The following is a 26982-nucleotide window of genomic DNA, read 5'->3' as shown; positions in this document are numbered from 1 at the left end:
CTGCTTTCCTAATCATGGTAATCATTTAATCCTGCAAATCATAGTTCAGATATTTACTCATATCGCAGCGCCTCCACCGGGTTTCTCGTAGCAGCATTCCAACTTTGCCAGCATACAGTGAACATGGCAATGCCCATGGTGATTATTCCTCCAGCCAGGTAGATCCACCAACTGACCTCCGTCCGAAAAGCATAATTCAAAAGCCAGCTTTTCATGACCAGCACCGAAAGGGGGACTGCAATTAGCAGAGCAATCAGAATCAGCACAATAATTTCTTTTGAAAACATTAAAACAAGATTTCCGATGTGCGCCCCAAGCACTTTCCGCACACCAACTTCCTTGATCTTTTTTGAAGCGGTGTACGCCGCCAACGCCCACAACCCCATAACCGAAATAAAAAAAGCCAGTCCTGTAAAAATGCCAACAATTTGCCCAAAGCGCTTGTCGGTTTTATACTGGCTGTCAAAAAACTGGTCAAGGAAGAAGTAATCGAAACTGGCTTCGGGAAAATATGATTCCCAGCGGTCTCTGGTCAGCTGCAGCGTAGCATCATAATTTGCTTGATTCGTCTTGATGGCGATGTATTTCAGTGGAACCCAAGATAGCCGTCCGTTCATAATAAACATGATGGGCGTATGCGCATTGTTAAGTCCACGCTGGTGCCAATTTTTCACCACACCGATAATCTTTACCGGATCTGCCTCGCCTTCCAGCATCACCTTTTGTCCAAGGGCATCTTCGGGCTTTTCGATACCCAGCAAAGCCATGGCCGACTGATTGATGAGGAGGTTTTCGCGTTCGTTGCCAAATCCCCGCTGGAATGAGCGTCCGGCGAGCAACTCAAAATCGAAGGTTTCAAAATAATTGTCATCCACAGATAACATTTCATACAGGCGGTACTGATCTTCGGCAACGCCCTGCAACCGGTTCGATGCAAAATAAGCGACTTCCATACCCGGCACGGCATCAGTCAGCGTAACGCGGCTAATCTCCGCTTCGTGCTCCAAATTATCGGCAAACATCGCCACCCGCTGGTCGAGGTTTTCCCTGCTAACGGGGAATTTCAAAACAATGGTCTGGTCGAGAGCCACTCCCAAGGGCTGTCTTTGCATAAAACTAACTTGTCTGAAGACGATAAACGTCCCGCAAATCAGGAACAAGGCCGCCGCAAACTGAAAAACCACCAAAGCTTGCCGGGTTATTCCGGCTGAGCCGGAGTTGAAATAATTGCCCTTTAAGATAATGGCTGGTTTGACGCGCGTCATGATAAAAGCCGGGTAAAATCCCGACAGGAGAATGCCAGCCAACAAAACGGCTGTGGCGGAAAGCCAGAATACTGGTTGCTTCAGAATGAACAGGCCAATGTCTTCGCCGATGATCTGATTGAAAACGGGCTTTAATGCAAAAACCAAAACCGCGGCCAGCAAAATGGCAACCAGGTTCACCAGCCACGATTCGGTCAAATACTGTTGAACCAGTTGGTGGCGATGGGCTCCGACAACCTTCCGCACGCCCACGTCTTTCGCCCGTTCCATTGATCGCGCCGTGGTCAGGTTAATATAGTTGATCCAGGCAGTGAGCAAAATAACCACGGCGATCAGGATCAGCGTGATCAACGACTTCCTGTTTCCTTTGGTTTCTTTTTCGTACTGTTTCTGAGGGTTCAGGTGGATTTCATCGAGCGGCACCAGCGACACCGCCCAGGTTTTGTTCCGCAGCACATCGCTGGTTTTATATTTCTCTGCCATCTCCGGGAAATCGGCTTCAATTTCCTTCGGGTCTTTCTCCGGCGACAAAAGCAAGTACGTATATGCTTCATGCAACAGCCAAAAATCTTTCATCCAGTTGGGCAATGTTTCGTACGAAATGAGATAATCAAACCGGATGTGCGAATTCTTGGGAAAGTTTTCCAGCACGCCGGTCACCTCACATTCGCGAAAGCTGGAGCCGGAAGCAAAAGTCAACAGTTGCCCAATGGGGTTTTCACCCTTAAAGAAACGACGCGCCACATCCTCCGTAATCACAACCGTATTCGGAAGGCTTAGCTGGTCGTTGGCAGCGCCATCTTTCAGTTTGAAATCGAAAATCGAAAAAAACGATGGCCCGGCATAGGCTATCCCATTTTCGCGCATCCGCTTCTCTCTGTAAATCACTGTTTGTTCGGTATTCTGCACGCCTATTCGCACGTAATCTTCAATACCGGTCATTTCATCGCTGATTCCCTTGCCATAGCCAAACGAGCTTGTACCCCAGTCATCGGTTAACTCACCACCTTCGTAAAACCGGCTTTCAACCCGGTAAATACGATCACGCTTGGTGTGCATCTTATCAAAACTAAACTCGAAACTCACATAGTTGAGAATAAGCACAGCTACCGTCAGGCCAATAGACAAACCCAAGAGGTTGATGATGGAAAATACTTTATTTTTTGTCTGATTTCGAAACGCGATTTTTAAGTAGTGTCGCAGCATGGTAATTTCTTCGTTTGTTAGTCATTCAAAATTGCGTCACCACCTGCCTGGCATCATTTCTGATTAATGCGTCCTCTAGCCGAACAATCCGTTTGCCATATCCTGCAAATTTTTCGTTGTGGGTCACCTGAATGATGGTCATTCCTTCCTGGTTCAGGTTCTTCAAAACATCCATAATCATTTCGCCCTGTGTTGAATGCAGGTTGCCGGTGGGTTCATCGGCCAGCAAGAGTTTTGGCTTGCCAATAATGGCGCGGGCAATACCCACCAATTGTTGTTGCCCGCCCGACAGTTGTTGTGGAAACAGGTCTTTTTTGGCTACCATATTGAAGCGGTCGAGCAGGTCGGCCACCATCGCCTGGCGGTCACGCCTTTTCACCCCTTTGTAGATCAGTGGAGTCTCGATGTTTTCATACACGGTCATTTCCTCGATCAGGTGGTAAGCCTGAAAAATAAATCCCATGAAATTACGGTGATATTCAACTTTAGCCTTTTCCTTTAGGTCGAGTAATGATTTATCGTGCAGCAAATAATCTCCGGCCGATGGAGCATCAAGCAATCCAATAATATTCAGCAAGGTTGACTTGCCCGAACCACTTGGTCCCATAATACTTAGGAATTCGCCTTCCTGTACTTCCATGCTAACAGACTTAAGAACAAAAGTCCGCTGAAACTTTGAATCGTAATACTTGTCAATGTTGGATAAATGTATCATAATATTAAATTTTTATTTTACATATCAATTTATTCATATCGGAGTGCCTCAACCGGATTCCTAGTAGCTGCTCTCCAACTTTGCCAACTTACAGTCAACAACGCAATTCCCAGAGCCAGCGCCCCCGACAGGGCAAAAATCCACCAACTTAAAGTGGTTTTGTAGGCAAAGTTTTCAAGCCATCTGCTCATGACGTAATATGCAATGGGTGTAGCAATGACAAAAGCAATGGTTACCCATTTTACAAAGTCTTTATTGAGCATCGTGAGTATTTCAGAAATGCTGGCGCCGTTAACTTTCCGGATGCCGATTTCTTTGGTGCGCTGTTGCGAAATAAACAATGCCAGTGCACTGATTCCAAGGATGCTGATTAAAATGCCGATGATTGAAAATGCGAGAAGTATCCTGCTTAAAATGGTTTCCGCCTTGTACTGAGATGCAATGGTTTCGTCAATAAAGAAAAAATCGAATTCCTGCCCAGGATAGTGAGTGTTCCAGGCTTCCCTGATTTTGTCAATTCCTGCACGAAGATTTCCGGGATTAAAACGAACATGAATAAATCGTGCACTGCTTCTCGATTCATCTAGCCAAAATGCAAAGTCGCCAACTGCCTCGTGTGCCGAACTGTAATGAAAATCTTTGGCCACTCCAAGAAAATTAATACGGGTCTGGTCCGATTCCAGTGGCTGTGATTCACTAAAAGCTTCTAAGGCATCCATACTTCCGTGTCTCTCCAGTAGCCGTTTATACAAATGATTATTGATTACCATCCCGCGCACCGTATCAGCCGATGGACTAATCCAGTTTTCCAAAAGCTGAATATTCATGGTTTTCAGGTAATTGTAATTGGCAAAAACAAAACCTGCTGTTCCGTCAATTCCTAAACCTTCTAAAGGAAAGCCCTGTGACGGATAACCAAAATGTTGCGCTGTCATTCCAACCGAAACAACCTGACTTTGTTTTTCTAACTCGCGTGCAAAAATTGCTGGGTCTTTCGAGAAATCTTTCAGGTTCAGGACAACCACATTTTCTTTATCGAAACCCAGCGGTTGATTTAATACAAAGCTGAGCTGTTTGTTCACCAAAAAAGTGGACGACATGATAATAATCACGATGGTAATTTGTAAAACGAGCAACGATTCCAGGATATGATTTCCCGAATAATTGATTTTTTCGGAAAGAATATCGATGGCAGACAATTTTCCCAAAAGAAAGAATCCGACAAAAATGGCGGTTAATCCCAGACAAAAACCCAACACCAAAAGTACACTCAGGTAAACTGCAGGTTCGGAATAATAAATATTAAAGTCGATTTCAAAAAACCGGTTGATATAAGGTTTTATGATTTCGATGAGCCCCAATGCAAGAAGTATGGAAACCAGGCAAAACAGAAACACTTCGGACAAAATCTGGACGGTTAATTGGCTTTGCGTGGCGCCAATTGATTTTTTCAACCCCAGTTCTTTCGACCGTTTTATTAGTTTGGCTATGGTGAGATTAACAAAATTGAGCAGCGAAACCAGTAAAATGACAAATGAAATGATTACAAATAACCCGATATTTATTTTGCTTGAACTCTCTTTTAATTCAAAACGAAAATCCGATTTTAAATGAATATCGTCCATCGGCACCAACTGAAATTGATACGCTTTTGGTCCCCGGGTTTGTTTCAAATTGCTGGTATCGAAGAAGCTTAATAATTTGTCCTCAATTTGTTTTGGCGAGGATGTTTTATTCAATCTAATATAGTTGTAAACCCATTGAGTTTTCTGATTGGGCTGCGCTTCATATCTTTCCTGCAAACCTCCTTTTTGTGAAAGCAGCAGTTCGTAGTTGAAATGCGTTTTCGGGTGCGTGTTTTTTACAATCCCGCGGATTTCGTAATCCCCCACATTTCGTGCATATTGCAAAGCTTCGATAGTAATTGTTTTTCCAACAGGATTTTCGTTTTTAAAATATTTGTCGGCAAAATCCTCGGTAACAAACACGGTGTTGGGTTTCGAAACTTCCGATAAATCTCCCATTTTTGATTGTACCGAAAACATTTCGATAAAACTTTCGTCAACCGACATGATATCGTTCTGCTGAAACGTTTGTTCACCCATTTTTATGGTTCCCACTTTGCAGTGCGAAAACTGAGTGGATTTTTCAATTTCCGGAATTGTTGCAGTGGCGGGATGAATTATTCCCAGACTTCGCGCCCATGGAGTTTCTTCCCGGCCTTCTGGAATGGAAGTCACCCGGTAAATTCGTTCGTGGTCGGCAAAATGTTTATCGAAGCTTTTTTCGTTTGAAACATACAAAAACAGAATCAGAAATGAGGCAATTCCGATAACCAATCCGACTATGCTAATGGTGGAAAGAGCTTTGTCCTGACAAATTCTGCGGACAATTAATTTAATGTTGTATCCAATCATTTATTGTTGTTTTTGTAGTTTCAAATTGGCTGAGCCACGATTTGTCTGATGTTTCTCTGCCCTCAAACGCTGTCCTGTCTAGCAGGCGCCGAGATGTTTTTCTGATCTTTACCCAAATAATCATCGTAATCCTTTCATCTGTTTAATCATATCTTGTCCAGATTTGTCGGGAGTCCCGACATTTTATTCATACCGCAAAGCTTCAACCGGATTCCTCGTCGCTGCCTTCCAGCTCTGCCAACTCACAGTTAGCAATGCAATTCCCAGTGCAAGCAAACCGGCTAGCGCAAAAATCCACCAACTCAACGAAGTTTTGTAGGCAAAGTTTTCGAGCCATTTGTTCATGGCGTACCAGGCAATGGGCGTGGCAATTAGAGTAGCCGTTAAAATCCAGAACACATAGCCTTTGGAGAAAAGCATCATCACATCAGGAATAGTAGCTCCCAGCACTTTATACACTCCAATTTCTTTGCTCTTTTGTTCAATAGTAAAGGCAGTTAGCCCATACAGTCCCAAACAAGCAATAAAAATAGCCAGTAATGAAAAGTATTTAAATAGTGTTCCCATTCGGGCTTCAGAAAGGTAATTGGCTTTCAGTTTATCATCAAAAAAATAGTAATCGAAATTTTCGTCAGGGAAATAAGATTTCCATGATTGTTTGATATAATCCAAACTTTGAGGCATTGAATTTGGTTTTATTCTTATCGATAAAGCCGTACACCTACTATTAACATTTTCTGGTTCCGGAATAAAAAATATGAGCGGTTCAATTTTGTTGTGAAGCGAACTAAAATGGAAATCATTAGTCACTCCAATAATAGTCCCATTTCTACCCCACATAGACAATTCCTGACCTATTGGGTTTCTAAATCCCATTTCTTTAGCTGCAGTTTCATTGATAACAAATCCATGTGAGAGGTCAGTTGCAAATTCTTTGGAATAGAACCTACCATCTTTCATTTTTAAACCATAAGTTTCGGCAAATTCATCATCAACATTTATAACCCAAGTGCTATATGTTTTCTGTTTTCCTGGCCATTTAACACCTTCAGTATTACCCATTGAATTTAGCTCCATGTTGCCCGACCGAGATACATTTAGAACATTCCCATTTTGCAAGATTTCATTTTTAAAGGCTTGATATTTATTACTGATATCTCCCTTTATTTGTGCACATATTATGTGTTCCTTATTGTAACCCAAATTGGTGTTTTGAATGAACTTAAGCTGATTAGAAATGGTAATTGCACCAATGATAATTATTATAGAAAGTACAAACTGGAAAACAACCAAACCTTTCCGAATATTGGTGCTTTGTGGAGATGAAACAAATTTTCCTTTTAAAACCTTAATCGGTTGGAACCCTGACACAAATAATGCCGGATAAATTCCTGAAATTAAGCTTATTGCTAAAGTAATCCCTAAAAGGACTAGTATAGACTGAGAGCTGTAATATGGAAAAGTGAGCGTTTTTGCCGATAAATAATTGAGAATTGGCAAAGCTACTTGAGCAAGCAGAATAGATATGCACAATGCAATAAAAACCAAAATTAAGGTCTCCACAAAATATTGCTGAATAACCTGTCCTCGCCTGCTGCCGAGTGTTTTTTTAATGCCTACCTCTTTTGAGCGTTTCAACGAAAGGGCATTGGACAGGTTCATATAATTCATACAGGCGATGAGAAGAATAATGGCTGCAATAGCACTAAAAATATAAACGTATTTAATGTCTCCTGTTGAAGTGAAATATTCAACATCGCTGGTATTTAAGTGAATTTTAGTTATCGGAAGAATGGAATAACTTACATCTTCTTCGGGATGATGCTGCAGTTTAACAGCTAGAATTTTTTTCTCGAGTTGAGCGATTGATACATTGTCTTGAGTTCGGATGTAGGTGCGTGGTGCATAGTTGTACCATACGTCCCAATTTATTCCGAAATAATTCATGAATTCAATAGGCAGAATAAGTTCCGACTGGATATGCGAATTATGATGAAGATTCTCAAATACGCCACTTACTTTTAGTAGTTTTTTCTGTCCGAGTATTGTAATAGAAATTGACTTTCCCATTGCATCCTCCTCACCAAAATATTTTTGACTTATTCGTTCTGTAATTAATACAGAATTTGGATCAGCAAAAGCAGTTGAAGGTTCTCCTTTTAAAAGAGGGAAAGAAAATACTTTAAAAAAATGCTTGTCTCCCAGTGAAATAGGTTCAACAAAACTTCGATCTTTATATTGAAAAAGCGAGTTAAACGACTCAGGAAGAGTCATAAAACAAGTGGCTTCCGTAATTTCAGGTAATTTTTCTTTTATAGCAGGCGCTAATAATTTTGAAGTAGCGGCTGCCCGCTTGTCGTTTTGTTGTCGAAATACAATGTGAATATTATCCACATCTTCATGAAAGTTGTCGTAGGACAATTCATCCTGTACCCAAATAGCGATTAGTATAAAACAGCTTAATCCGATAGCAAGACCAAAAATATTGATAAACGCATATTTTTTATGGTTTATTAAACTTCGTAAGGCGATAATAAAATTCTTTTTTATCATGATTTGGTTCCTCCAATATTGTATTCTATTGGAAATTTATATTGGTTTCCAATAAGCTTTTCTCTTAGATTTTTTACTCATACCTCAACGCCTCCACCGGGTTTCTCGTAGCCGCCCGCCAGCTTTGCCAACTCACCGTCAGCAACGCAATTCCCAATGCCAACAAACCCGCCAAGGCAAAAATCCACCAGCTTAGTTCGGTTTTGTAGGCAAAGTTTTCGAGCCATTTATTCATGGCGTACCAGGCAATGGGCGTGGCAATCACAAATGCAATGGCTACCCATTTGACAAAGTCTTTGTTGAGCATCGTGAGTATTTCTGAAATGCGGGCGCCGTTTACTTTGCGGATGCCGATTTCTTTGGTACGTTTAACGGCGGAAAATTTGGATAAGCCAAGTAGCCCTAAACACGACAATATTAACGCCATTAAAGAATAAATTTTAATCGCTTTTGCCTGTTTCTCTTCCCGTTGATACATTTTATTGATCCAATCGTCATAAAATACCGGATCGAAATCAATCCCAGGTTCAAACTCTTTCAATGTATGACTAATTATTCCAAGGGTTCCCGGAATATCATTCCCAGAAATACGGATGTTTAAATGGCTTATTTCTTCCGGGTTATATCTAAGCTGTATAAAGCCCAGTTCGGTGTACATTTTTTTAAAATGAAAATCTTGAACCACGCCAATGACTTTAGAACCCCAAATGGTTTTACCCTCAATATTATTTAGCTGAAGATATTTATACGTTTTCTCATTAATAATGCAAACATCCTTATCTGTTTGGCGAAAATTTCTGCCCAGTATCACTTTGAGTCCAAATGTAGAAAGAAAAGAAGTATCTGTATTCAAATGGGCAATATCTTCAATCCTATATTCGATACTGTCATTTTTCCAGGAACCCGATCCGGAAGAATATATTGCAAATGGCATTCCATGGGTACCAGACACATGAACGATATTCGGATGTTTCAAGAGTTTCTCTTTGATAACATCAGCTTTATGGTTGGTTTTTCCCTGAAGTCCAACCTCCAACAAATACTCTTTATTAAACCCAACGTCTTTTGTCTTCACATACCTAATTTGCTTGATGATCACCATCAACCCGATAATCAGACACAAGGTAACAGTAAGCTGAACTGTATTGTAAACGCCACGGATATTTGAATTTTTTAACCTCACGTTTCTTTGCAGCAAATCAATCGGATTGAATTTAGTGACTGCCAGTGCTGGGATGATGCCGGTTAGCCCACCTACAAACACAAAAATGAAACTAATAGCCAGTAGGATCTGGGGAGTTTTTATGGCATCGAAAACATTTATTTCTCGGTTAAACAGTTCTTCAAATAATGGAGAAATCAATGTGGCTATGCCAATACCTAAAAGTAATGCGACAAAACAGGAGAAATAAGATTCCTGCAAAAAGTGCCAGAAAATAGAACTGTTCCGTGCTCCAGATGTCTTCCGGATGCATATTTCCTTGTGACGCTCATTATTAAAGGCCGTAGTGAGATTGATATAATTTAAAATTGCCAAAAGAAGAATAACAATTGCAATCCACGAAAGGAGCCTGATCATGCCAAGGTTGGCGTGGTTAAACTGGTCATTATTCCCATTCACATCAAAGTAAACCTCTTTAAACGGTTGTATTTTCAGATGTGTTTCTTTATAACCCTCGTAAGGTATTAGTATATCCGCAATCTTCATTTCAGTTTTAGCGGGAATGGCCTTCGGGTTCAGGACAAAAATAGCATCAAACATTTTATATGACTCCTCGTTATACCCCCTGGTTGATCCAAATAGTTGTTGGTTCAAATTGAAAATGGCATCATACTTCAGCGAACTTGTTTGAGGAGGGTCAGCAATAACCGCTTTGACTTCCTTTTTTTCCTTGTTGCCAAACTCCAAAACTTCGCCGATCGGATTTTTATCAGCAAACACCTTCTTGGCAAAACTTTCTGTTACCAGCACATCGGTTTTTGATTCCAGCAATCCTTTCCGTTCCCCGCGAATAACATCAATGGAAAATACATTCAAAAACGCTTTATTCGTGCTAATAACTTTTGCGCTCTTCTTTTCGCCATGATATCCATAAAGTGTCCCATTAGTATTAATCAAGCATAATTCCTCAATCTCCGGTGCTGTTTTTAAAATAGTTTGATAAATACGTTGAGGAATTTGGGCTGTGCCATCGGCTTGTCTGATCCGGTACATCTTATTGATATTCGGCAAGTGCCTGTCAACACTTTTTTCTTCCAAAATGTATGTGACAATCAATACCAACACAGCCAAACTAATTGCAAAACCTCCAATCGTGATTATATAAATCAGCTTTTGATTTTTTAAGTTTCTGAGGTAGGATTTAATTGGGTTTGCCATTTTTTCGTTGATTACCAGTTAATTTTTATCTCTTTTATCGTTTTATAAATGCTGTCAGATCCGTCAGCTGCCGGGCACTGGCAGTTTTTCACTTTTGCGCTTGCTTGCCTAGTCAGGGTTTCACTCGAAGTGAAGCCCTGACTATTCATACCTCAACGCCTCAACCGGGTTCCTCGTCGCCACTTTCCAATTGTCTGAACTCCCGATAAACCAGGACAAGCTTTGATTCTCCTGATTTATTGATCGACTTTGATTATTTTCTGCTCTCTTAATCATGCTAATCCTTTAATCACAAAAATCATAGTTCAGACCTTCTTTCCCCCCTCCTTCGGAGGGGCTGGGGGATGCTTTTCCTACAACAGCATTTCCCCCAACTGCATCTTCAATTCTTCGGTTATCACTTGTCCGTCGAAGAGGTTGATGACACGGTGGGCAAATTCGGAGTCGTGCAGCGAGTGGGTTACCATCACGATGGTGGTGCCTTCGCGGTTGAGTTCAGTCAGCAGGTTCATCACTTCCAATCCGTTTTTCGAGTCGAGGTTACCGGTGGGCTCATCCGCCAAGATCAGCTTGGGGTTGGCCACCACGGCACGGGCAATAGCCACACGTTGCTGCTGTCCGCCGGAAAGCTGCTGCGGAAAATGCTTGCGCCGGTGGCTGATCTTCATGCGTTCGAGCACTTTTTCGACCATCTCTTTGCGCTCGCGGGCTTTCAGCTTCAGGTAGATGAGCGGAAGCTCCACGTTTTCATACACGTTTAGCTCGTCAATCAGGTTGAAACTCTGGAACACAAAGCCGATGTTCCCTTTGCGGAGCTGGGTGCGGTTGCGTTCTTTTAACTGCCCGACTTCTTTTCCGTCGAAAAAATACTCCCCGCCAGTGGGGTTGTCGAGCAAGCCGACGATGTTGAGCAAGGTTGACTTGCCGCATCCCGATGGGCCCATAATGGCTACAAATTCGCCCCGCTGAATATGCAGGGTAACATTATCCAACGCACTGGTTTCAATCTCTTCCGTGCGGAATACTTTGGTTAAGTTTACTGTTTTTATCATTTTTTCTCTTTATTGGTTGAATGGTTACAAGGTCATAGGGTAAATGGTATTAGGTTTGCCGGGCATTTCCTTGTCTTAAAATCTACCCTTTCACCTTACCACCTTTTTCCCTGATACGCTCTCTATATGTTATCATTTTTTGAATCATCGCTGAAAGAACTATAGTCCTCTCAATAAGCGATTCATCATTCTCAATCAAATTAATCTTGTTGGCAATAATTAATTGAGTTCTTAGCTCAGCACATGATCCTTTTGCTATTTTCAGAAATCGAATAAACTCGTTATTCGACTGACGATCAAACCCCTCTGAGATATTTGAAGGAATAGAGACCGCAGATCTTTGAATTTGATCTCTAAGTCCAAAATCATTACATGACTTAAGCAAAGAATAAACCTCAACTGCCATGTTCACTCCTTCTTTCCAAATCTTTAAATCTTCGAATTTCTCTATTCTATTTTCCATTATTACATAGTATTAGGATGAATAAATAAAAGATACAAAGTTTTCACCTTTTTACCTTTTACCATTCTACCCTGTCACCTTACTTAAATGCAATCTTATCATTATCACCAAACAAGTCGTAGCTGGAGGTGATGACCTGCTCGCCCGGCTGAAGTCCCTCTATTACCTCGTAATATTGCGGATTTTGCTTGCCAATACGAATGGAGCGTTTTACTGCTTCGGTGCCATCGTCATTTAACACAAATACCCATTGTCCGCCGGTGCTTTGGAAAAACCCGCCACGTGGCAACAGCACTGCCTTCTCGGGCTGCCCCAACTCTAACTTGGTATGATAAGTTTGTCCGGTGCGAATGTTGTCCGGCTTCTCGCCTTCAAAAATTAGATCAATCTCAAACTGTCCTTCCCGAACTTCTGGGTATACTTTCTTTACCATGAGTTGATACTCAACACCTCCCCGATCGAAAGAAGAGTTCAGCCCACGACGCACCCGGTCGATATAATGTTCGTCTATCAGTGCATTGATTTTGAAATCAGTCAGAATGTGGAGCATTCCCAGCCGTTGTCCCCTCGAAATGGACTCTCCAATTTCGGCATTTAACAGCCCCAGCTGACCATCAGCAGGTGCTTTTACATTTAGGTTTTCTAATCGATGGCGAGCCATCGACAGGTTTAGTCGCATATTCTCCAAACTCTCATCCATGTTCTTCTTTTGATTGGTACGAAAAATTGAATCCTGCGTAAATTTCTGATAGGTTAATGCCTTTTCTTTTAAAGAGAGTTCAAAATCTTCCTTCACTTGCAAGTATTCTTCTTTGGCAATTAAATCCTCTTTGTACAAAGCATCGTACTGCTTGTATTTCCTTTCAGCCTGAATAATCTTAAGATCGACCTGCATTTTGGAACGCTGATTTTCAATTTGCTGCTGTTCAATACTAATCTGCGTATTTCTCAATTCGTTTGCCTGGTAAGCCAGTTGCGATTCGCTGTTCATTATTGTTGTATTCAAATCGCTATTTTTTAACCGAAGAATAACATCCCCTTTTTTCACCATTTCTCCTTCTTCAATCAAAATCTCCTCTACTTTTCCTCCTTCTTCAACATCAAGGTAAATGGTTGTAATCGGCTCTACCTGCCCAATAATGGTGATGTAATCGTTAAACTGACCATCCTCAACAGTGCTAACTGTAAGCTTATCCTTTTCTGCCCGAAATACCGATTGATGATCACCAAATCCAATCTGATAAATTAGAAACACCAGCAACAAAAGTCCTCCTGCTATGTAAAAGTGCTTCTTCTTGAGTCCCTTTTTCTTTTCAATAACCTTGTCCATCGACATAACTAGTAATTTTAAATTCCTGTTATAAATCTGTTAACCATCATCCCAAACTTGTTTAGGGATCTGCTTCGGTTAAAGACCACTCCTGAAATAAATTCAGAGTGACTTCTTCATTTGGGATTGTTCTTTGCTCCATCCTCTCTGTTCTCTGCCCGCTACTCCCAAAACCGAATACCTTTGTAGAAATCAAGTGTTTTATTTTTGATTTCCCATTGAAGTTTTGCAAATAACAATTGCCCTTTTGCTTCAGCCATCCGATTTTTTACGGTCAACAGTTCGATCACATTAATCAGTCCTTCATCATATTTTCGTTGCGCTACTTTAAAAGCCAAACGTTCCGCATCAACTTGCTTTTCGGTTTGAATATACTCACGAAACAAAGCTTTCAATTCGCGGACGTTGTTATGCAATTCGTAATAAACTGTTTGCATGTAACTATCCAATTCTACCTGTGCTTGCTCCTTAGCCAACTTAGCCTGCCTAAACTGATTGCGTCGTTGGTTTTTCTGAAAAACAGGAATGGAAAGTGAAGCTCCGAGATATTGTCCCATATTGTTCTCAATCTGATCTGCAAACGGAATAACCACTCCCTGATCATTCTTGTACGTTTCATAGTAACCGGTACTCACAGAGCCATTCAAATAGATTGATGGTAAGAATTGTCCTCTGGCAATAGCCACCTCTTTAGCCGCAGCCTGTAGTTCGGTCTCGGCAATTTTTACATAAGGAGAATTCTCAACATAAAAAGAAAAAAGAGAGTCAGGATCAACCGATAAATTACCGGCGACAACTGACTCTCCTGCATTGACTTCAAACCGATCCAATCTATTGGCCGGCAAATTCATCGTCTGCCCGAGTACCAACCTTGTTTCTTCTTGTTTGTTTTCTGACTGTATCAGGTTAAGCCTTTCTTTCTCGTAATTGGCCTGCATCTCAGCCAAATCCGATTTGGCTTTTAAGCCTGTTTTTACCAATGTTTGAGTTTTCTCCAGATTGTATTCGGACAAATTCAGTTGCTCACGCGAAATTTCAACCACCCCCTGATAATAAATCATGTTGAAATAAGCCATCAATATGTTGAAGGCAAGATCATCTTCATGATTAACTTTCCTCCATTCAGCAACCTCGCGCCTGTATTTTGCATAGGCGATCTGGTTTTTTAAGATAAAACCTCTAAACAGGGTAAGTGAAGCACTCAGACTGTTTGCATTGCTGAAATTTTGGGTATTGGTTACAGTGCTGGAATAATTATCCACCGTACGCCCAAAGCTAACTCCGGCTGAAGAAGATGCTGAAATTGAAGGCAACAAATTAAACTTAGACTGCTGGGCGTCAATTTGAGCCGATTGTTCAACTAATCCAAGCCCCTGATGCGTTAGGTTATGCTCCAGCGCATAATTGATGCACTCATTCAAACTCCATTTATCCTGAGCTTTTACATTTCCAAACAGGGAAACAAGTCCGAACATCAGTAAATATATTCTTATCAATCTCATATTTTCTGTTTTCAACACAGTCATCATAGCGATTACAGTGCCAAAATACCAACAAGTTAAACATCAGCACATTGGAATACGAAAGCCATTGAAATTGTAAAATATATTGACAAGAGACTGTAAAATTATTTGACAGACTATTGCGATTCATTTACGGGTCATCTAATTTTGAAATAAAAATGGCCACGGGAAACATCCTCATTGTTGACGATAATAAAAGTGTATTGAGCGCACTCGAAATTTTACTTTCGAATGAGTTTGATCTGGTCAATTGTCTATCAAATCCCAATCTGATTACGACAGAATTACGAAAAAATCAGTACCACTTGGTTTTGCTCGATATGAATTTCAAAGCTGGCGTTAACACCGGAAACGAAGGTATTTTCTGGCTCAACCAAATCAAGGAAAATCACCCGGAAATTTCAGTTGTTCTGATTACCGCTTATGGCGATGTAGAACTGGCCGTTAAAGCGTTGAAATCGGGAGCTACTGATTTCATTCTGAAACCTTGGGACAACACCAAACTGTTGGCAACCATCCGCTCGTCCATCCAGTTGAGCATGTCGCGCGAGGAGGTAAAACACCTGAAATTAAAAGAAAAAGAACTAAAAAAAGTCATCAACCGCGAAGAAAAGTTCATTATTGGTTCGTCACCCGAATTGATGCATGTTTTGAAGATTGTGCGAAAAGTAGCCAAAACTGACACCAACGTGCTGATTACTGGCGAAAATGGAACCGGAAAAGAGCTCATTGCACGGGAAATTCACCGCCTGTCGAACCGGAAAAATGAGATGCTGGTTGATGTGGACATGGGGGCTGTAAGCGAATCGCTGTTTGAAAGCGAACTGTTTGGCCACGCAAAAGGAGCCTTTACCGATGCTCGCGAGAACCGCTCAGGGAAATTTGAAGTCGCCAACAAAGGGTCACTTTTTCTGGATGAAATTGGGAACCTCTCCTTTCATTTGCAAGCCAAACTTTTGGCAGCCATTCAAAATCGCGAGATCACCCGTATTGGATCCAACCATACTATCCCCGTTGACATCAGGCTGATTTGTGCCACCAATAAAAACCTGCCCGAGTTGGTTGAAAAAGGCCTCTTTCGCGAAGATCTGCTTTACCGCATTAACACTATTCAGATTGAAGTTCCTCCCTTGCGAGATCGCGGAAACGACATTCTGGTTTTAGCCGATTTCTTTTTGAAAAAATACGCTTATAAATACGACAAAGCATCATTAAAACTGAACAACCAAGCGCAGGATAAATTACTGAAATACCATTGGCCCGGAAACATTCGTGAACTGGAGCACAGCATTGAAAAAGCCGTCATTCTGAGTGAAAACAACATCCTGAAAGCCGACGACTTTTTCCTTCGTCCGGTAACCGGAATAAAAAACGAGAACGACACGCTTAGGCTCGAAGAAATGGAAAAACGCATGATCGTCCTTGCGCTGGATAAAAACCCCGGCAATGTGACTGCCGCTGCCGACCAACTCGGCATCACCCGACAAACGCTTTATAATAAAATGAAAAAATTCCAGATCGGATGAAACAGTCATTTTTAATTAATATTCTGAGTCGGCTGCTGCTAATTATTGCCATAGCAGTCGGAATTGGCTGGGCCTTTTTTAGTGCCAATCAGCTAATAATCGGAATTGTGCTGTCACTATTTTTGGTTATTCTTCTCTTCAATGTACTTCACTATCAGAATCGGGTAAACGAGCGAATCAATTATTTCTTTGAGGCCGTTAAAAATGAAGATTTCAGCCTGGCATTTCCTGCCCACAAAAACGACAAAATCATTCAGGAGCTGAATACGCACCTGGCCGATGTAAATAAGCAAATCCAGCTGATTCAAATGAAGAATCACCAGCAGGAACAGTATTTCCGGGCCTTGATTGAACAGGTAGGAATCGGCATTTTATCGTATGACGAAAACGGCTTCGTGGTCCACGCCAACAGTGCCTTGAAAAAATTGCTCGGATTAGGACAATTTACTCATCTCAAACAGCTGGAAAAAGTGGACAACAAACTCGCACAACTATTACCGCAGATTCAGCAAAACGGGCAACGACTGATTTCGTTCAACAACAAGCAGGGAAAGGTCAATGTATCGATTAAAGCCAGCACTTTTCAGAATAAAAATAAGACCATGACCTTGCTTTCGGTGCAGGACATTAACAAAGAGCTGGATGAAAAAGAGCTGGATTCCTGGATGCGACTGATTCGAGTGCTCACTCACGAAATTATGAACTCCATCGCCCCGGTTACTTCTCTCTCTGAAAGCTTGAGCAATTTTTTCACCAAAGAGGGTCAGCCAATTTCGCCTGCCGAAATCAACGAGAAAATGATTAACACAACGATCCGTGGACTGGAAGTGATCAAAGAGCAAGGCAACGGCTTGATTACGTTTGTTGAATCGTACCGACAGCTAACCCGTTTGCCCAAACCGGAGAAGAAGCTCATTTCAATTGGCGATTTGCTTGAAAAAACGGCTTTGCTACGTCGCTCAAATTTGACCGACAACAAGATCCGAATTAACGTTAATACTCAAGAAAATAAACTGCTATTGCTGGCTGACGAAAAGCTGATTTCACAAGTACTGATCAATCTGGTGAAAAATGCGGTTGAAGCTCTTGAAGGACAAGAAAAGGGTGTCATCGAACTATCGGGCAGAGAAAATCAAAACGGAGAGGTTGAAATTTTGGTTTGTGATAATGGCCCGGGGATTTCACCGGAGTTAATCGACGAAATTTTCGTGCCTTTCTTTACCACGCGCGAAAGTGGTTCGGGCATTGGCCTCAGCCTATCGCGCCAAATCATGCGCATGCACGGCGGAAGCTTAAAAGTAAACTCCATACCAAAAAAAGAAACTTGCTTTATTTTGCAGTTTAGCTGACTATACTCATTGTTGTAATTTTAGAATAAACACTATCTTTGTTTTCGCCTGACTATTAACCTAATATCCGGCTCAATATTCACCTCTCCGAAAAGTAATGGGGGTTACCTTCCGAGAGCATTGAAGTCAACCTATTTATATCGATTTACTGAAACTTTACAACTTTAATACATTACCATGAAAAAGAGAATTTATTTACCGGCAGTGCTGCTTGTGTTAATAGCAACGGCATGCGGAACCGGACAACAAAAACAAAACAACGAATCAATGGGAAACAATCCATTACTATCTGAAAGCAGCTTGCCGTACGGAGCTCCAGATTTTGCAGCAATTAAGACCGAACATTTTCAACCAGCCATCGAGGCCGGAATGAAGGAACAGTTAGAAGAAATCGAAGGAATTGCCAACAATCCGGAAGCCCCTACTTTTGAAAACACCTTGGTTGCCATGGAAAAAAGCGGCCAAACATTGGGGCGCGCTTATGGCGTTTTCGGACTACTCGCAGGTGCTAATACCAGTCCTGAAATTCAGCGCATCGAGGAAGAAGAAGCTCCAAAATTAGCTGCTCACTCGGACGCGATTTTCATGAACGACAAGTTATTTCAACGGGTAAAAACAATTTACGAGCAACGTGAAAGTCTTGATTTAGATGCTGAGTCAGTTAAATTGATTGAATACTATTATCAACGATTTGAAATAGCCGGAGCCAACCTTTCAGACGAAGCCAAAGAAAAGATGAAAGCGCTAAACGCCGAGGAAGCAACCTTGAGCACAAAATTCAGCAACATCATGGTTGCGGCAGCCAAAGCTAGTGCACTGGTGGTTGACTCCAAAGAGGAGCTAGACGGACTGTCGGAAGGTGAAATTGCGGCAGCTGCCCAAAAAGCTGAAGCTGCAGGCCTGGCTGGAAAATACATGATTCCGATTCTGAATACCACACAACAACCAGCATTGCAATCGCTAAAAAACCGCGACACTCGCCAAAAATTGTTCGAAGCATCGTGGAAACGCGCTGAAAAAGGTGACGAAAATGACACCCGCGAACTGATTGAGCGACTGGCCGAACTTCGCATAGAAAAAGCACAACTGATGGGATTCAAAAATTACGCCGAATGGAAATTGCAAAACCAAATGGCTAAAACCCCTGAAGCTGCTGAAGAACTGCTAGGAAAGCTAACAAGCGATGCAACCGCCAAAGCAAAAAAGGAAGCTGCCGACATTCAAAAGCTGATTGACAAACAAAAAGGTGGTTTCAAGCTAGAAGCCTGGGATTGGAACTTCTATTCGGAACAAGTCCGAAAAGAAAAATACGACCTGGATGAAAGTCAGATTAAACCTTATTTTGAGCTGAATAATGTGGTAGAAAACGGTGCGTTTTACGCAGCAACTCAATTGTACGGTATTACTTTTAAAGAACGCAACGACATTCCGGTTTATCAGGATGATGTGCGTGTATTTGAAGTTTTCAACGAAGATGGCTCATCAATCGCTTTGTTTTACACCGACTACTATAAACGCGACAACAAATCGGGTGGAGCCTGGATGGGCAACTTGACTGAACAGTCAAAGTTACTGGGCAATAAACCGGTTATTTATAATGTGTGCAACTTTGCAAAACCAGCACCGGGCGAACCAGCCTTAATCAGCTACGACGATGTAACAACCCTGTTCCACGAGTTTGGTCATGCTTTACATGGCCTGTTTGCCGACCAACAATACCCAAGCTTGTCGGGAACAAACGTATCGCGCGACTTTGTTGAATTACCTTCGCAGTTTAACGAACATTGGGCCTTGTACCCAACCGTATTTGCCAATTACGCTAAGCACTATAAAACAGGCGAACCAATGCCAAAAGAATTGGTGGAAAAAATTAAAAAGTCAGCTACCTTCAACCAAGGTTACGCTTTCTCCGAATTTTTAGCGGCTGCCGTGCTCGATTTGCAATGGCACACCCTTAATGCAGGCGACAAAGTGGAAGACGCCGATGCTTTTGAACTGGCTGCTTTGAAAAAAACCGGCATGTACCTGAAACAAGTTCCTCCACGTTACCGCTCGAGCTATTTTAACCACATTTGGGGTGGCGGCTATTCGGCAGGCTACTACGCATACTGCTGGGCCGAAGTGCTGGACAATGATGCTTTTGCCTGGTTTCAGGAGAACGGCGGTCTGACTCGTGAAAATGGCCAACGTTTCCGCGACATGATCCTTTCCAGAGGAAACACTGAAGACCTTGGGAAAATGTTCCGCGACTTCCGTGGAAGTGATCCTGACATCAAACCACTATTAAAGAAACGTGGCTTGATTTAGTAAATAGTGCAAATAATTTTGTGTCATGTTTCGATTCTTTAACAATTTGTGATAGAAGCGAAACCGAAAATATCAAATAGGTCCGTGACCTTAGTCATCGGTTCAATAAAATGAAAACATAAAAAATCCGGCCTTTTCAGAAAAGGTCGGATTTTATTTGTCCTATATGGATGTGTTTATCGAGCTACGTCCGGGTCTGGCAAGGCGATAGCCAACACCAGGTAAGCCACAATCAAAAGTGGATTCATAAATGCCAATACAGCAAATATTATTCGAACAATAACCGGATCTAACTCCGGATTAATATACTCTGAAAATCCGCCACAAACTCCGGCTATTCTTTTGTCGTATGATTTTGTTAATCGTTTCATGGTATTCTGCTTTTTTAATCTCCAATAGTCATATTCAAACCAATTTCCTGAATTCCTTCAACATCATCGATATCAAATTTGCCAAAAAATGAAATCAAAAATTGCATATCATCGTCAGCTTCGTTCCTTATAAATACGTGAAATTCTTTTGTTTTTCTCTTATTGCCCAGCATCCAGATTTCAGCATTATTATCGTCGTCAACCTCAACAATCCGATTGTAAGCTGAGGGTAGTAGTTTCGAGGCCTTTTTCATAAAATCGGTTCCAGTCAAACTTCCTTTTTCCGGATTGTACGACAAAAAGCGAATCTCATTCAAATCACCTTTAATGGTCTTTCCTTCGTCGTCCAAATCAATATTGAAAGCGTCGGTCATACTTTTGGTAAAAGCAAAGTAGGTAACACCCGGTTTATTTCTGAATGAGTCGAATATCTTGTCTGACTTACTTTGCCCGAATACCGCAACTGTCGATACAAGAAAAAGTAGTCCTAATATGATTTTGAATTGTTTCATATGATTTAAATTGTTTATTTATAAAGTATCATATGGAACTCGCACTTTAATCATTAACTTTTGTGTTTTGACTAAACATGCTCGTTTCATCATTTTATATTTTTTTGGTGTCCTTTCCGGAGATCGCCCCGAAAGTCAATCTCCGAAAATAAAAACACAAGGACACACCATGTGCTAATTGTTTGTTGAATCTTCTTGCAGTTCGCCTGAATCTTCCTGTAACCCAAGCTCAGTCATTTTCCAGTATTTACCCACCATGTCGCCATCCCAGGTATTGGAAGTATTCTCAATATCGTAGATTATTTTTACCAGTTCATCTCCCAGATACACCCTCTTATTATCAGGCACTTTCACCGTAATATCTACTTCTTGCTGCAACCAACGACTACCGTCAGCCAACCGGTAATAGGGGTCAAAATAGATGGTTGAATCGTTCAACTGATACTGATAGACGATTTCCTGAACATTATCTTTTGCCTCTTCGGAGCTCGCTCCGCGCGACTTTTTACGCACCAGAATCACGAAATCATCGGTATTGCTTCGTTCCACATCCAGGCGAGGTCTCCCAAGTAATGTCGTTTCTCCATTTTCAGTAATCACTTTCATCCGATCAAGATCCACATAGTAATTATGGCGTCCACTGTAGTTGTCATCAGCCAACTTCAAATACAGGGTTTGGCAACTGTCGCATTCTACTTTATTACTTTCTGTTACGGTTGTTTGCTTACTGTAATTATCTACTTGAGCAAGCGAAACAACAATCACGGTAACCAGCGCAACCAGCCAAACACCTAGTGTTCCTAAAAAGATTACCTTATTATTAGTATTATAGCGAAACACCATTTTAGTACCGATAAATAATATCCCGAGTAATGGAATACCAACTAAAAAGCCAATGGCAATTAGTAAAATGGTTAACGAACCGGGGCTAATAAAGTAATTGGCGATTCCTGGAACATAGAATTCAGGTCCTATTCCGGCAATCCATGGAGCAGCCTCCATAAAGGAATGACCGACAATCATAGAAGTCAGAAAAGTGATTAGAGAGATAAAACCGAATAAAATCATCAATACTCCAAAAATGATGATGAGTACTTTCAAGCTTACCCGAAGAACGCTGTATAGAACATCGCCAAAACGGCCGGCATTCTCTTTTCCTTTATTATAAGAATCAGAGCTTTTAAATTTTTTGTAGCTGGCTTTTACTTCATCTACTTCTTCTTTGATCGATTTTTCAATGTTTGAAACGGTAGCTTCCTGTCCCCTCATTTCCAACTTTTGAGCCGTTGTACGAGCCTTTGGTACTGCAATCCACAGTAACAAGTATACTGGAATAATGACCCCACTTGTCACAAATATTAATATAAAAGTAATAATTCGAAGGATGACTGGATCGATCCCAAAGTATGCACCCATTCCACCACAAACACCTCCGAAAACACGGCTGTCCGGGTCACGATACATACGTCTTTTGGTTTTTCCGGTTGTGGTATGGGTTTTACTTTCAGCCTTCGGACCTGTCTCTTCTGTTTCGTCGTCATCAATCTCACCTTCCATGAAGTCTTCTGGTTTACCCATTCTTGCTATCACTTCATCAACCCATGACTCCTGAATCACATTTTTGTCACCCTTTTCCATCTTTTCGTTGAAAAGTTCAGCGATTCGGGTTTCAATGTCCTGTAATATCTCACGACCTTCTTCGTTTGGACCAAAATGCTGATTGAGCATTTGCAAATAGTTCTGCAGTTTTTGGTAAGCATCTTCGTCAATGTGAAAAACGCTGCCGCTAATATTAATTGTAAATGTCTTTTTCATCTCTGTGTGTTTTTGTGCGTTTGTGCTTTTGTTTTCCGTATTGTTTGTTACGATTTGCTTTTCTTAATAGTACCAACAGCTTCAACCAATTCGCTCCACGATTTTCCCAGTTCAACAACGAACTCATTTCCGACTTCTGTCAATTCATAGTACTTCCGTGGTGGTCCCTGGGTCGATTCTTCCCATTTGTAAGCCAGCAAACCGGCATTTTTCAAACGGGTTAGCAAGGGGTAAAGGGTTCCTTCAACTACGATCATTTTCGAATTTTTCAACTCGTCAATAATATCGCTGGCGTAAAGAGGTTTACCATCGAGTACTAATAAGATGCAGTACTCCAAAACCCCTTTTCGCATTTGTGCTTTTGTATTCTCGATCTTCATAATTCTTCCCTTTCATGTCTGTTTAAAATTGGATCTGTCCGCCGCCCGATAAACTACATTCTCCAGTATTTATCGTTAGTCATCCATGCTTCCAATTTCAATTCTTTGTCTTGATCTGTTGCCAGTGGACTATTGAAGTGACTATCATCTTCCATCCAATCTTCAATCTCAAGACTTTTCTCAGCTTCCGGTGTTGCCATGTTGATAAAAGAACCAAAGTAAACGTCATCGGTCATCCATGTTTCTACGTTCAACTCCGGATCAACAGCTTGCTCGAAATAAAAAGTTGAGCTTGATGCTTCTGTTGGCAAATTACTTTCACCTGCGTTTACATCGGCTGTCGATTCTTCAACCATCAATAAGGCGACTTGTCCAAAACTGTTGTTGGTCAATAACTGCTTCCAAAATCCTTGTGCGCTGACTGTAAAACTAATTAATACAAAACTAATAATTACTGCTGCACTTCTTAACAATACTTTTTCAACTTGATTGTTTCTGTTTTCTGTTTCGTTGTTTTGTGTTTTCATGATTTGGCCTCCTGTGTTTTTGTTTCTGTTTTCTGTTTTCTGATGCTTTTGTTTAATTGCTTTTGCTTTGAGAGCTTATTTGTTTTCTGTTTCTGTCTTTATGACGATTGCTTTTCGTTTTCGTTACACTGTGTATAGAACTTTTTTAAAACTATTTCTATCTTTTACCTTGAATTCGGTATTACAAATATACATACTTTAAATGGTTCCATGCAATACAAAGTACTATAAATTTTTAATTTATTTTTTTAATCTACTTGCTAATACTTCATAATCAGCATACTAAGTCTGTTTTACTCGAGCATATTTTTTTAAACTATTTTGACAAAAATGACTTTTGTCATTTATTATTGTTTATCAGACAGAAATAAGCTGGAGATTTTCTTCTCAAATAAATGGTTATTTGGACGGAAATAGATCCGTTATCCGTCTTTTTTTAGGAAAACACGGTTCCAGCCCGCCTCTCAAATAATTAGATACTTAACTTAAAATTTACGTTCTATTAAAATGTAAAGCATTCCTTTGTTGTGTTTAATTGTGACTAACATTTTCAACCGCGAGGAGTTAATAACATGTTGAAATCTAGTTCATATCTTACAGCAAGATATCATTTATTATGTGTTTGAATTGTAATACATTAAAAGACTTATTTTCCAAAATTATACTCTATGAAAACACAACTTTTAAAAATTACCTTTCTGGCCATACTTGGCCTTAGTTCGCTAATGGCCTTTTCAAAGGGGACACTCCGAGGAACAGTTGTAGATGCCGACACCAATGAGACACTGATTGGTGCATCCATTGTTCTGGAAGGAACCACACGAGGAACAGTCACCGATTTCGACGGGACTTTCAATATTGATATTGAAGCCGGCGAAACTCAGCTTGTGATTAGTTATCTTGGATTTCTCGACAAAAAGATGGCTGTTTCTGTTGTGGACGGACAAACCAAAGATCTTGGCACAATTGCCCTAGACCCAGACGCTGTTGGAATCAATGAAGTGATGGTTTTGGCATCTGTCGGTATTCAGCGTAAAACGCCAGTTGCTATATCAACCATTGATGCTGAATTAGTAACCGAAAAAATAGGAACACAGGAATTTCCTGAAATCCTCCAAACGACCCCCGGGGTTTATGCAACCAAAGAAGGTGGTGGTTTTGGCGATGGGCGATTCAACCTGCGTGGCTTCGACTCACCAAACGTGGCCGTAATGATTAACGGGATTCCTGTTAATGATATGGAATGGGGAGGAATTTACTGGTCAAACTGGATGGGAATGACCGATGTCCTTCGCTCCATGCAGGTACAACGTGGACTGGGAGCCTCGAAGGTCGCCGCACCATCCGTTGGAGGATCAGTAAACATTGTAACTAAAACCACTGATGCCGAAGAGGGTGGTTCATTCTCTACATCCTATGGAAACGATGGTTATCGTAAAGTCTTGTTTTCTGTTTCTTCAGGATTAACCGAAAGTGGCTGGGCATTTTCATTATTAGGGTCAAAAACCTGGGGCGATGGTTACATCCAGGGAACTGAATTTGAAGGTTATTCCTACTTCTTCAACCTTTCAAAACGATTTAATGACAAACACACCTTGTCGCTTACGGGCTTTGGAGCTCCTCAATGGCACAACCAGCGTAGCTCCTTTGACAAGTACACCATTAAAGAATGGCAGCAATTTAAAGAAGAATACCGATTTAATGCAACTTACGGATTTGGAATTGACGGACAGCGAGTCGTTGCTGCTAAGAACTATTACCACAAACCTCAATTTTCATTAAACCACTTTTGGACAATCAACAATATTTCCAGCCTTTCTACCTCACTTTATTATTCTATTGGCGAAGGAGGCGGACGCACTCAACGAGGAAATGAGCGTTCTAGATTATACGGGTCAAATGACGAAGATAGAACAATTAACGGCTACCTTGATTACGCGGCAATCCAACGAGATAATGCCGCAAATATGGAAGGCTCTCAGGCTATTTTAGGTAGTTCAAATAACGGTCATCAATGGATGGGAGCTATTTCAACTTATACTGCTGAACTTACACCAAACATTGATTTTTACGGAGGTGTTGATTTACGCTACTACATTGGAAAACACAACCGTACAGTTACTGATCTACTTGGGGGTGAGTTCTTTATTGATCCTGATCGTGAAAATGTTGCTTACCAGGATGGAAACGAGGATTACATCTATGAAAAACTCTCAACCGGAGATAAGATTTCAAGAGATTATGACGGCCACGTACTTTGGGAAGGACTTTTTGGGCAAGTAGAGTATAATTATAACGACTGGAGCATCTTTTACTCAGGAGCTGTTTCAAACACGACTTACTGGAGATATGACTACATGTACTATGCACCAGGCGAAGAAAAGTCAGATAATATTAGCTTTTTGGGCTGGAGCTCAAAAGGTGGTGCCAACTACAATATCGATGCAAAAAACAATGTATTTACAAACATTGGCTACTTCTCCAGAGCACCGTTTTACTCCAATGTTTTTCTTGCTGATGATGTCAGTAATGAAATTAACGATGGAGCTAAAAACGAGAAAGTGTTCTCAGCCGAGCTTGGATACGGATATAAATCGCGAATTCTTTCGGCCAACTTAAACGTGTACTACACCGAGTGGCAGGACAAATCGCTGGCAGGAGCTCTTGACTCAAGAGATCCCGATGCAGGACGCTACAATGCTGAAGGCGTAAATGCGATTCATAAAGGAGTTGAGCTTGAGGCAAAAGCCAAAATCACCAAAGACCTTACATTAAAAGGAATGCTTTCAATTGGTGACTGGAAATGGGATGAAGACGTTGAAGCCTATGTTTTTAACCGCGATGGACAACTGGTAAATAGCGATGGTGAAATTGTAAACACGATTGAAGAAGCTGACAAAATTGACTTAAATATTGGTGGTGTACATGTGGGTGATGCCGCTCAAACGAATGCTTATCTTGGTATAGATTACAAAGTCATTACCGATCTGAAAATTGGAGTTGATTACAAGTACAACGCACGCTTATATGCCGACCCGGGTAGTATTCGGGATCTTGAAGGAAAAGATACCTGGAAGGTGCCCGGTGCCGGAACCGTTGATGCCAATGCTGTTTATTATTTTACGATTGGCGGATTGAACGCTTCAATTAGAGGAAACGTTCATAACCTGCTTGATAAAGAATATATCTCCGATGCCGACAGCGGTTCATCGGGAACCTGGGAAGATGCACTTGTTTTCTATGGATTTGGAAGAACAGGTTCAGTGTCGCTTAAAATTAAATTTTAATCAT

Annotated in this window: 18 protein-coding genes; 4 read left to right on the top strand and 14 right to left on the bottom strand. The window is 41.1% G+C overall.

Going from position 1 to position 26982, the window contains the following annotated elements:
• Positions 1-53: 53 nt before the first annotated feature.
• The 9 genes from ACTB00_RS09710 to ACTB00_RS09670 all read right to left on the bottom strand — a co-directional run bounded on the left by ACTB00_RS09710 (position 54) and on the right by ACTB00_RS09670 (position 14883).
• Positions 54-2471 (bottom strand): ABC transporter permease, encoded by a 2418-nt coding sequence (locus ACTB00_RS09710; protein ID WP_463299718.1) that lies wholly within the window; start codon positions 2469-2471, stop codon positions 54-56.
• Between the two features lie 25 nt (positions 2472-2496).
• Positions 2497-3186: an ABC transporter ATP-binding protein gene (locus ACTB00_RS09705; RefSeq protein ID WP_463299717.1), complete on the bottom strand. Its 690-nt coding sequence runs from the start codon at positions 3184-3186 to the stop codon at positions 2497-2499.
• Between the two features lie 29 nt (positions 3187-3215).
• Positions 3216-5603 (bottom strand): ABC transporter permease, encoded by a 2388-nt coding sequence (locus ACTB00_RS09700; RefSeq protein ID WP_463299716.1) that lies wholly within the window; start codon positions 5601-5603, stop codon positions 3216-3218.
• Positions 5604-5786: 183 nt separating this feature from the next.
• Positions 5787-8156 (bottom strand): ABC transporter permease, encoded by a 2370-nt coding sequence (locus ACTB00_RS09695; RefSeq protein WP_463299715.1) that lies wholly within the window; start codon positions 8154-8156, stop codon positions 5787-5789.
• A gap of 73 nt (positions 8157-8229) precedes the next feature.
• Positions 8230-10536 carry an ABC transporter permease gene (locus ACTB00_RS09690; RefSeq protein ID WP_463299713.1) on the bottom strand — a complete coding sequence of 769 codons (2307 nt, stop codon included), beginning with the start codon at positions 10534-10536 and terminating at the stop codon, positions 8230-8232.
• 353 nt (positions 10537-10889) lie between these two features.
• Positions 10890-11588, bottom strand: coding sequence for an ABC transporter ATP-binding protein (locus tag ACTB00_RS09685; RefSeq protein ID WP_463299712.1), 699 nt, complete (start codon positions 11586-11588; stop codon positions 10890-10892).
• An 82-nt stretch (positions 11589-11670) separates the two neighbouring features.
• The gene (locus ACTB00_RS09680) at positions 11671-12051 is read right to left on the bottom strand and encodes a four helix bundle protein (protein ID WP_463299711.1); all 381 of its coding nucleotides are present in this window, start codon (positions 12049-12051) and stop codon (positions 11671-11673) included.
• A gap of 79 nt (positions 12052-12130) precedes the next feature.
• Positions 12131-13387, bottom strand: a complete 1257-nt coding sequence (locus ACTB00_RS09675; protein WP_463299710.1) for an efflux RND transporter periplasmic adaptor subunit — start codon at positions 13385-13387, stop codon at positions 12131-12133.
• 155 nt (positions 13388-13542) lie between these two features.
• Entirely contained in the window at positions 13543-14883 is a 1341-nt protein-coding gene (locus ACTB00_RS09670) for a TolC family protein (protein WP_463299709.1), read from the bottom strand.
• Between the two features lie 179 nt (positions 14884-15062).
• Between ACTB00_RS09670 and ACTB00_RS09665 the strand changes: the two genes are divergently transcribed.
• The 3 genes from ACTB00_RS09665 to dcp all read left to right on the top strand — a co-directional run bounded on the left by ACTB00_RS09665 (position 15063) and on the right by dcp (position 20086).
• Entirely contained in the window at positions 15063-16430 is a 1368-nt protein-coding gene (locus ACTB00_RS09665) for a sigma-54-dependent transcriptional regulator (protein ID WP_463299708.1), read from the top strand.
• The gene (locus ACTB00_RS09660) at positions 16427-17779 is read left to right on the top strand and encodes a sensor histidine kinase (protein WP_463299707.1); all 1353 of its coding nucleotides are present in this window, start codon (positions 16427-16429) and stop codon (positions 17777-17779) included. Before ACTB00_RS09665 ends, ACTB00_RS09660 begins: the two co-directional genes overlap by 4 nt.
• Positions 17780-17956: 177 nt before the next feature.
• Complete coding sequence (dcp, locus tag ACTB00_RS09655; protein WP_463299706.1) at positions 17957-20086, top strand: peptidyl-dipeptidase Dcp; 2130 nt, start codon at positions 17957-17959, stop codon at positions 20084-20086.
• A gap of 176 nt (positions 20087-20262) precedes the next feature.
• On the opposite strand, the gene ACTB00_RS09650 is transcribed toward dcp, so the two are convergent.
• The 5 genes from ACTB00_RS09650 to ACTB00_RS09630 all read right to left on the bottom strand — a co-directional run bounded on the left by ACTB00_RS09650 (position 20263) and on the right by ACTB00_RS09630 (position 23691).
• Positions 20263-20457 (bottom strand): PspC domain-containing protein, encoded by a 195-nt coding sequence (locus ACTB00_RS09650; protein WP_159519836.1) that lies wholly within the window; start codon positions 20455-20457, stop codon positions 20263-20265.
• Positions 20458-20471: 14 nt separating this feature from the next.
• Positions 20472-20969 (bottom strand): DUF4252 domain-containing protein, encoded by a 498-nt coding sequence (locus ACTB00_RS09645; protein ID WP_463299705.1) that lies wholly within the window; start codon positions 20967-20969, stop codon positions 20472-20474.
• A gap of 174 nt (positions 20970-21143) precedes the next feature.
• Entirely contained in the window at positions 21144-22784 is a 1641-nt protein-coding gene (locus tag ACTB00_RS09640) for a PspC domain-containing protein (RefSeq protein ID WP_463299704.1), read from the bottom strand.
• Positions 22785-22831: 47 nt separating this feature from the next.
• On the bottom strand, positions 22832-23164 hold the full coding sequence (locus ACTB00_RS09635; protein WP_159519842.1) for a PadR family transcriptional regulator: 333 nt from the start codon (positions 23162-23164) through the stop codon (positions 22832-22834).
• 53 nt (positions 23165-23217) lie between these two features.
• On the bottom strand, positions 23218-23691 hold the full coding sequence (locus ACTB00_RS09630; protein ID WP_463299703.1) for a hypothetical protein: 474 nt from the start codon (positions 23689-23691) through the stop codon (positions 23218-23220).
• A 668-nt stretch (positions 23692-24359) separates the two neighbouring features.
• Between ACTB00_RS09630 and ACTB00_RS09625 the strand changes: the two genes are divergently transcribed.
• Positions 24360-26978 (top strand): TonB-dependent receptor, encoded by a 2619-nt coding sequence (locus tag ACTB00_RS09625; protein WP_463299702.1) that lies wholly within the window; start codon positions 24360-24362, stop codon positions 26976-26978.
• Positions 26979-26982 lie beyond the last annotated feature (4 nt).

The sequence above is a fragment of the Sunxiuqinia sp. genome (assembly GCF_055140945.1).
The sequence above is the reverse complement of the archived record's forward strand: the minus strand, read 5'-3'. Positions and strand labels throughout refer to the sequence as shown.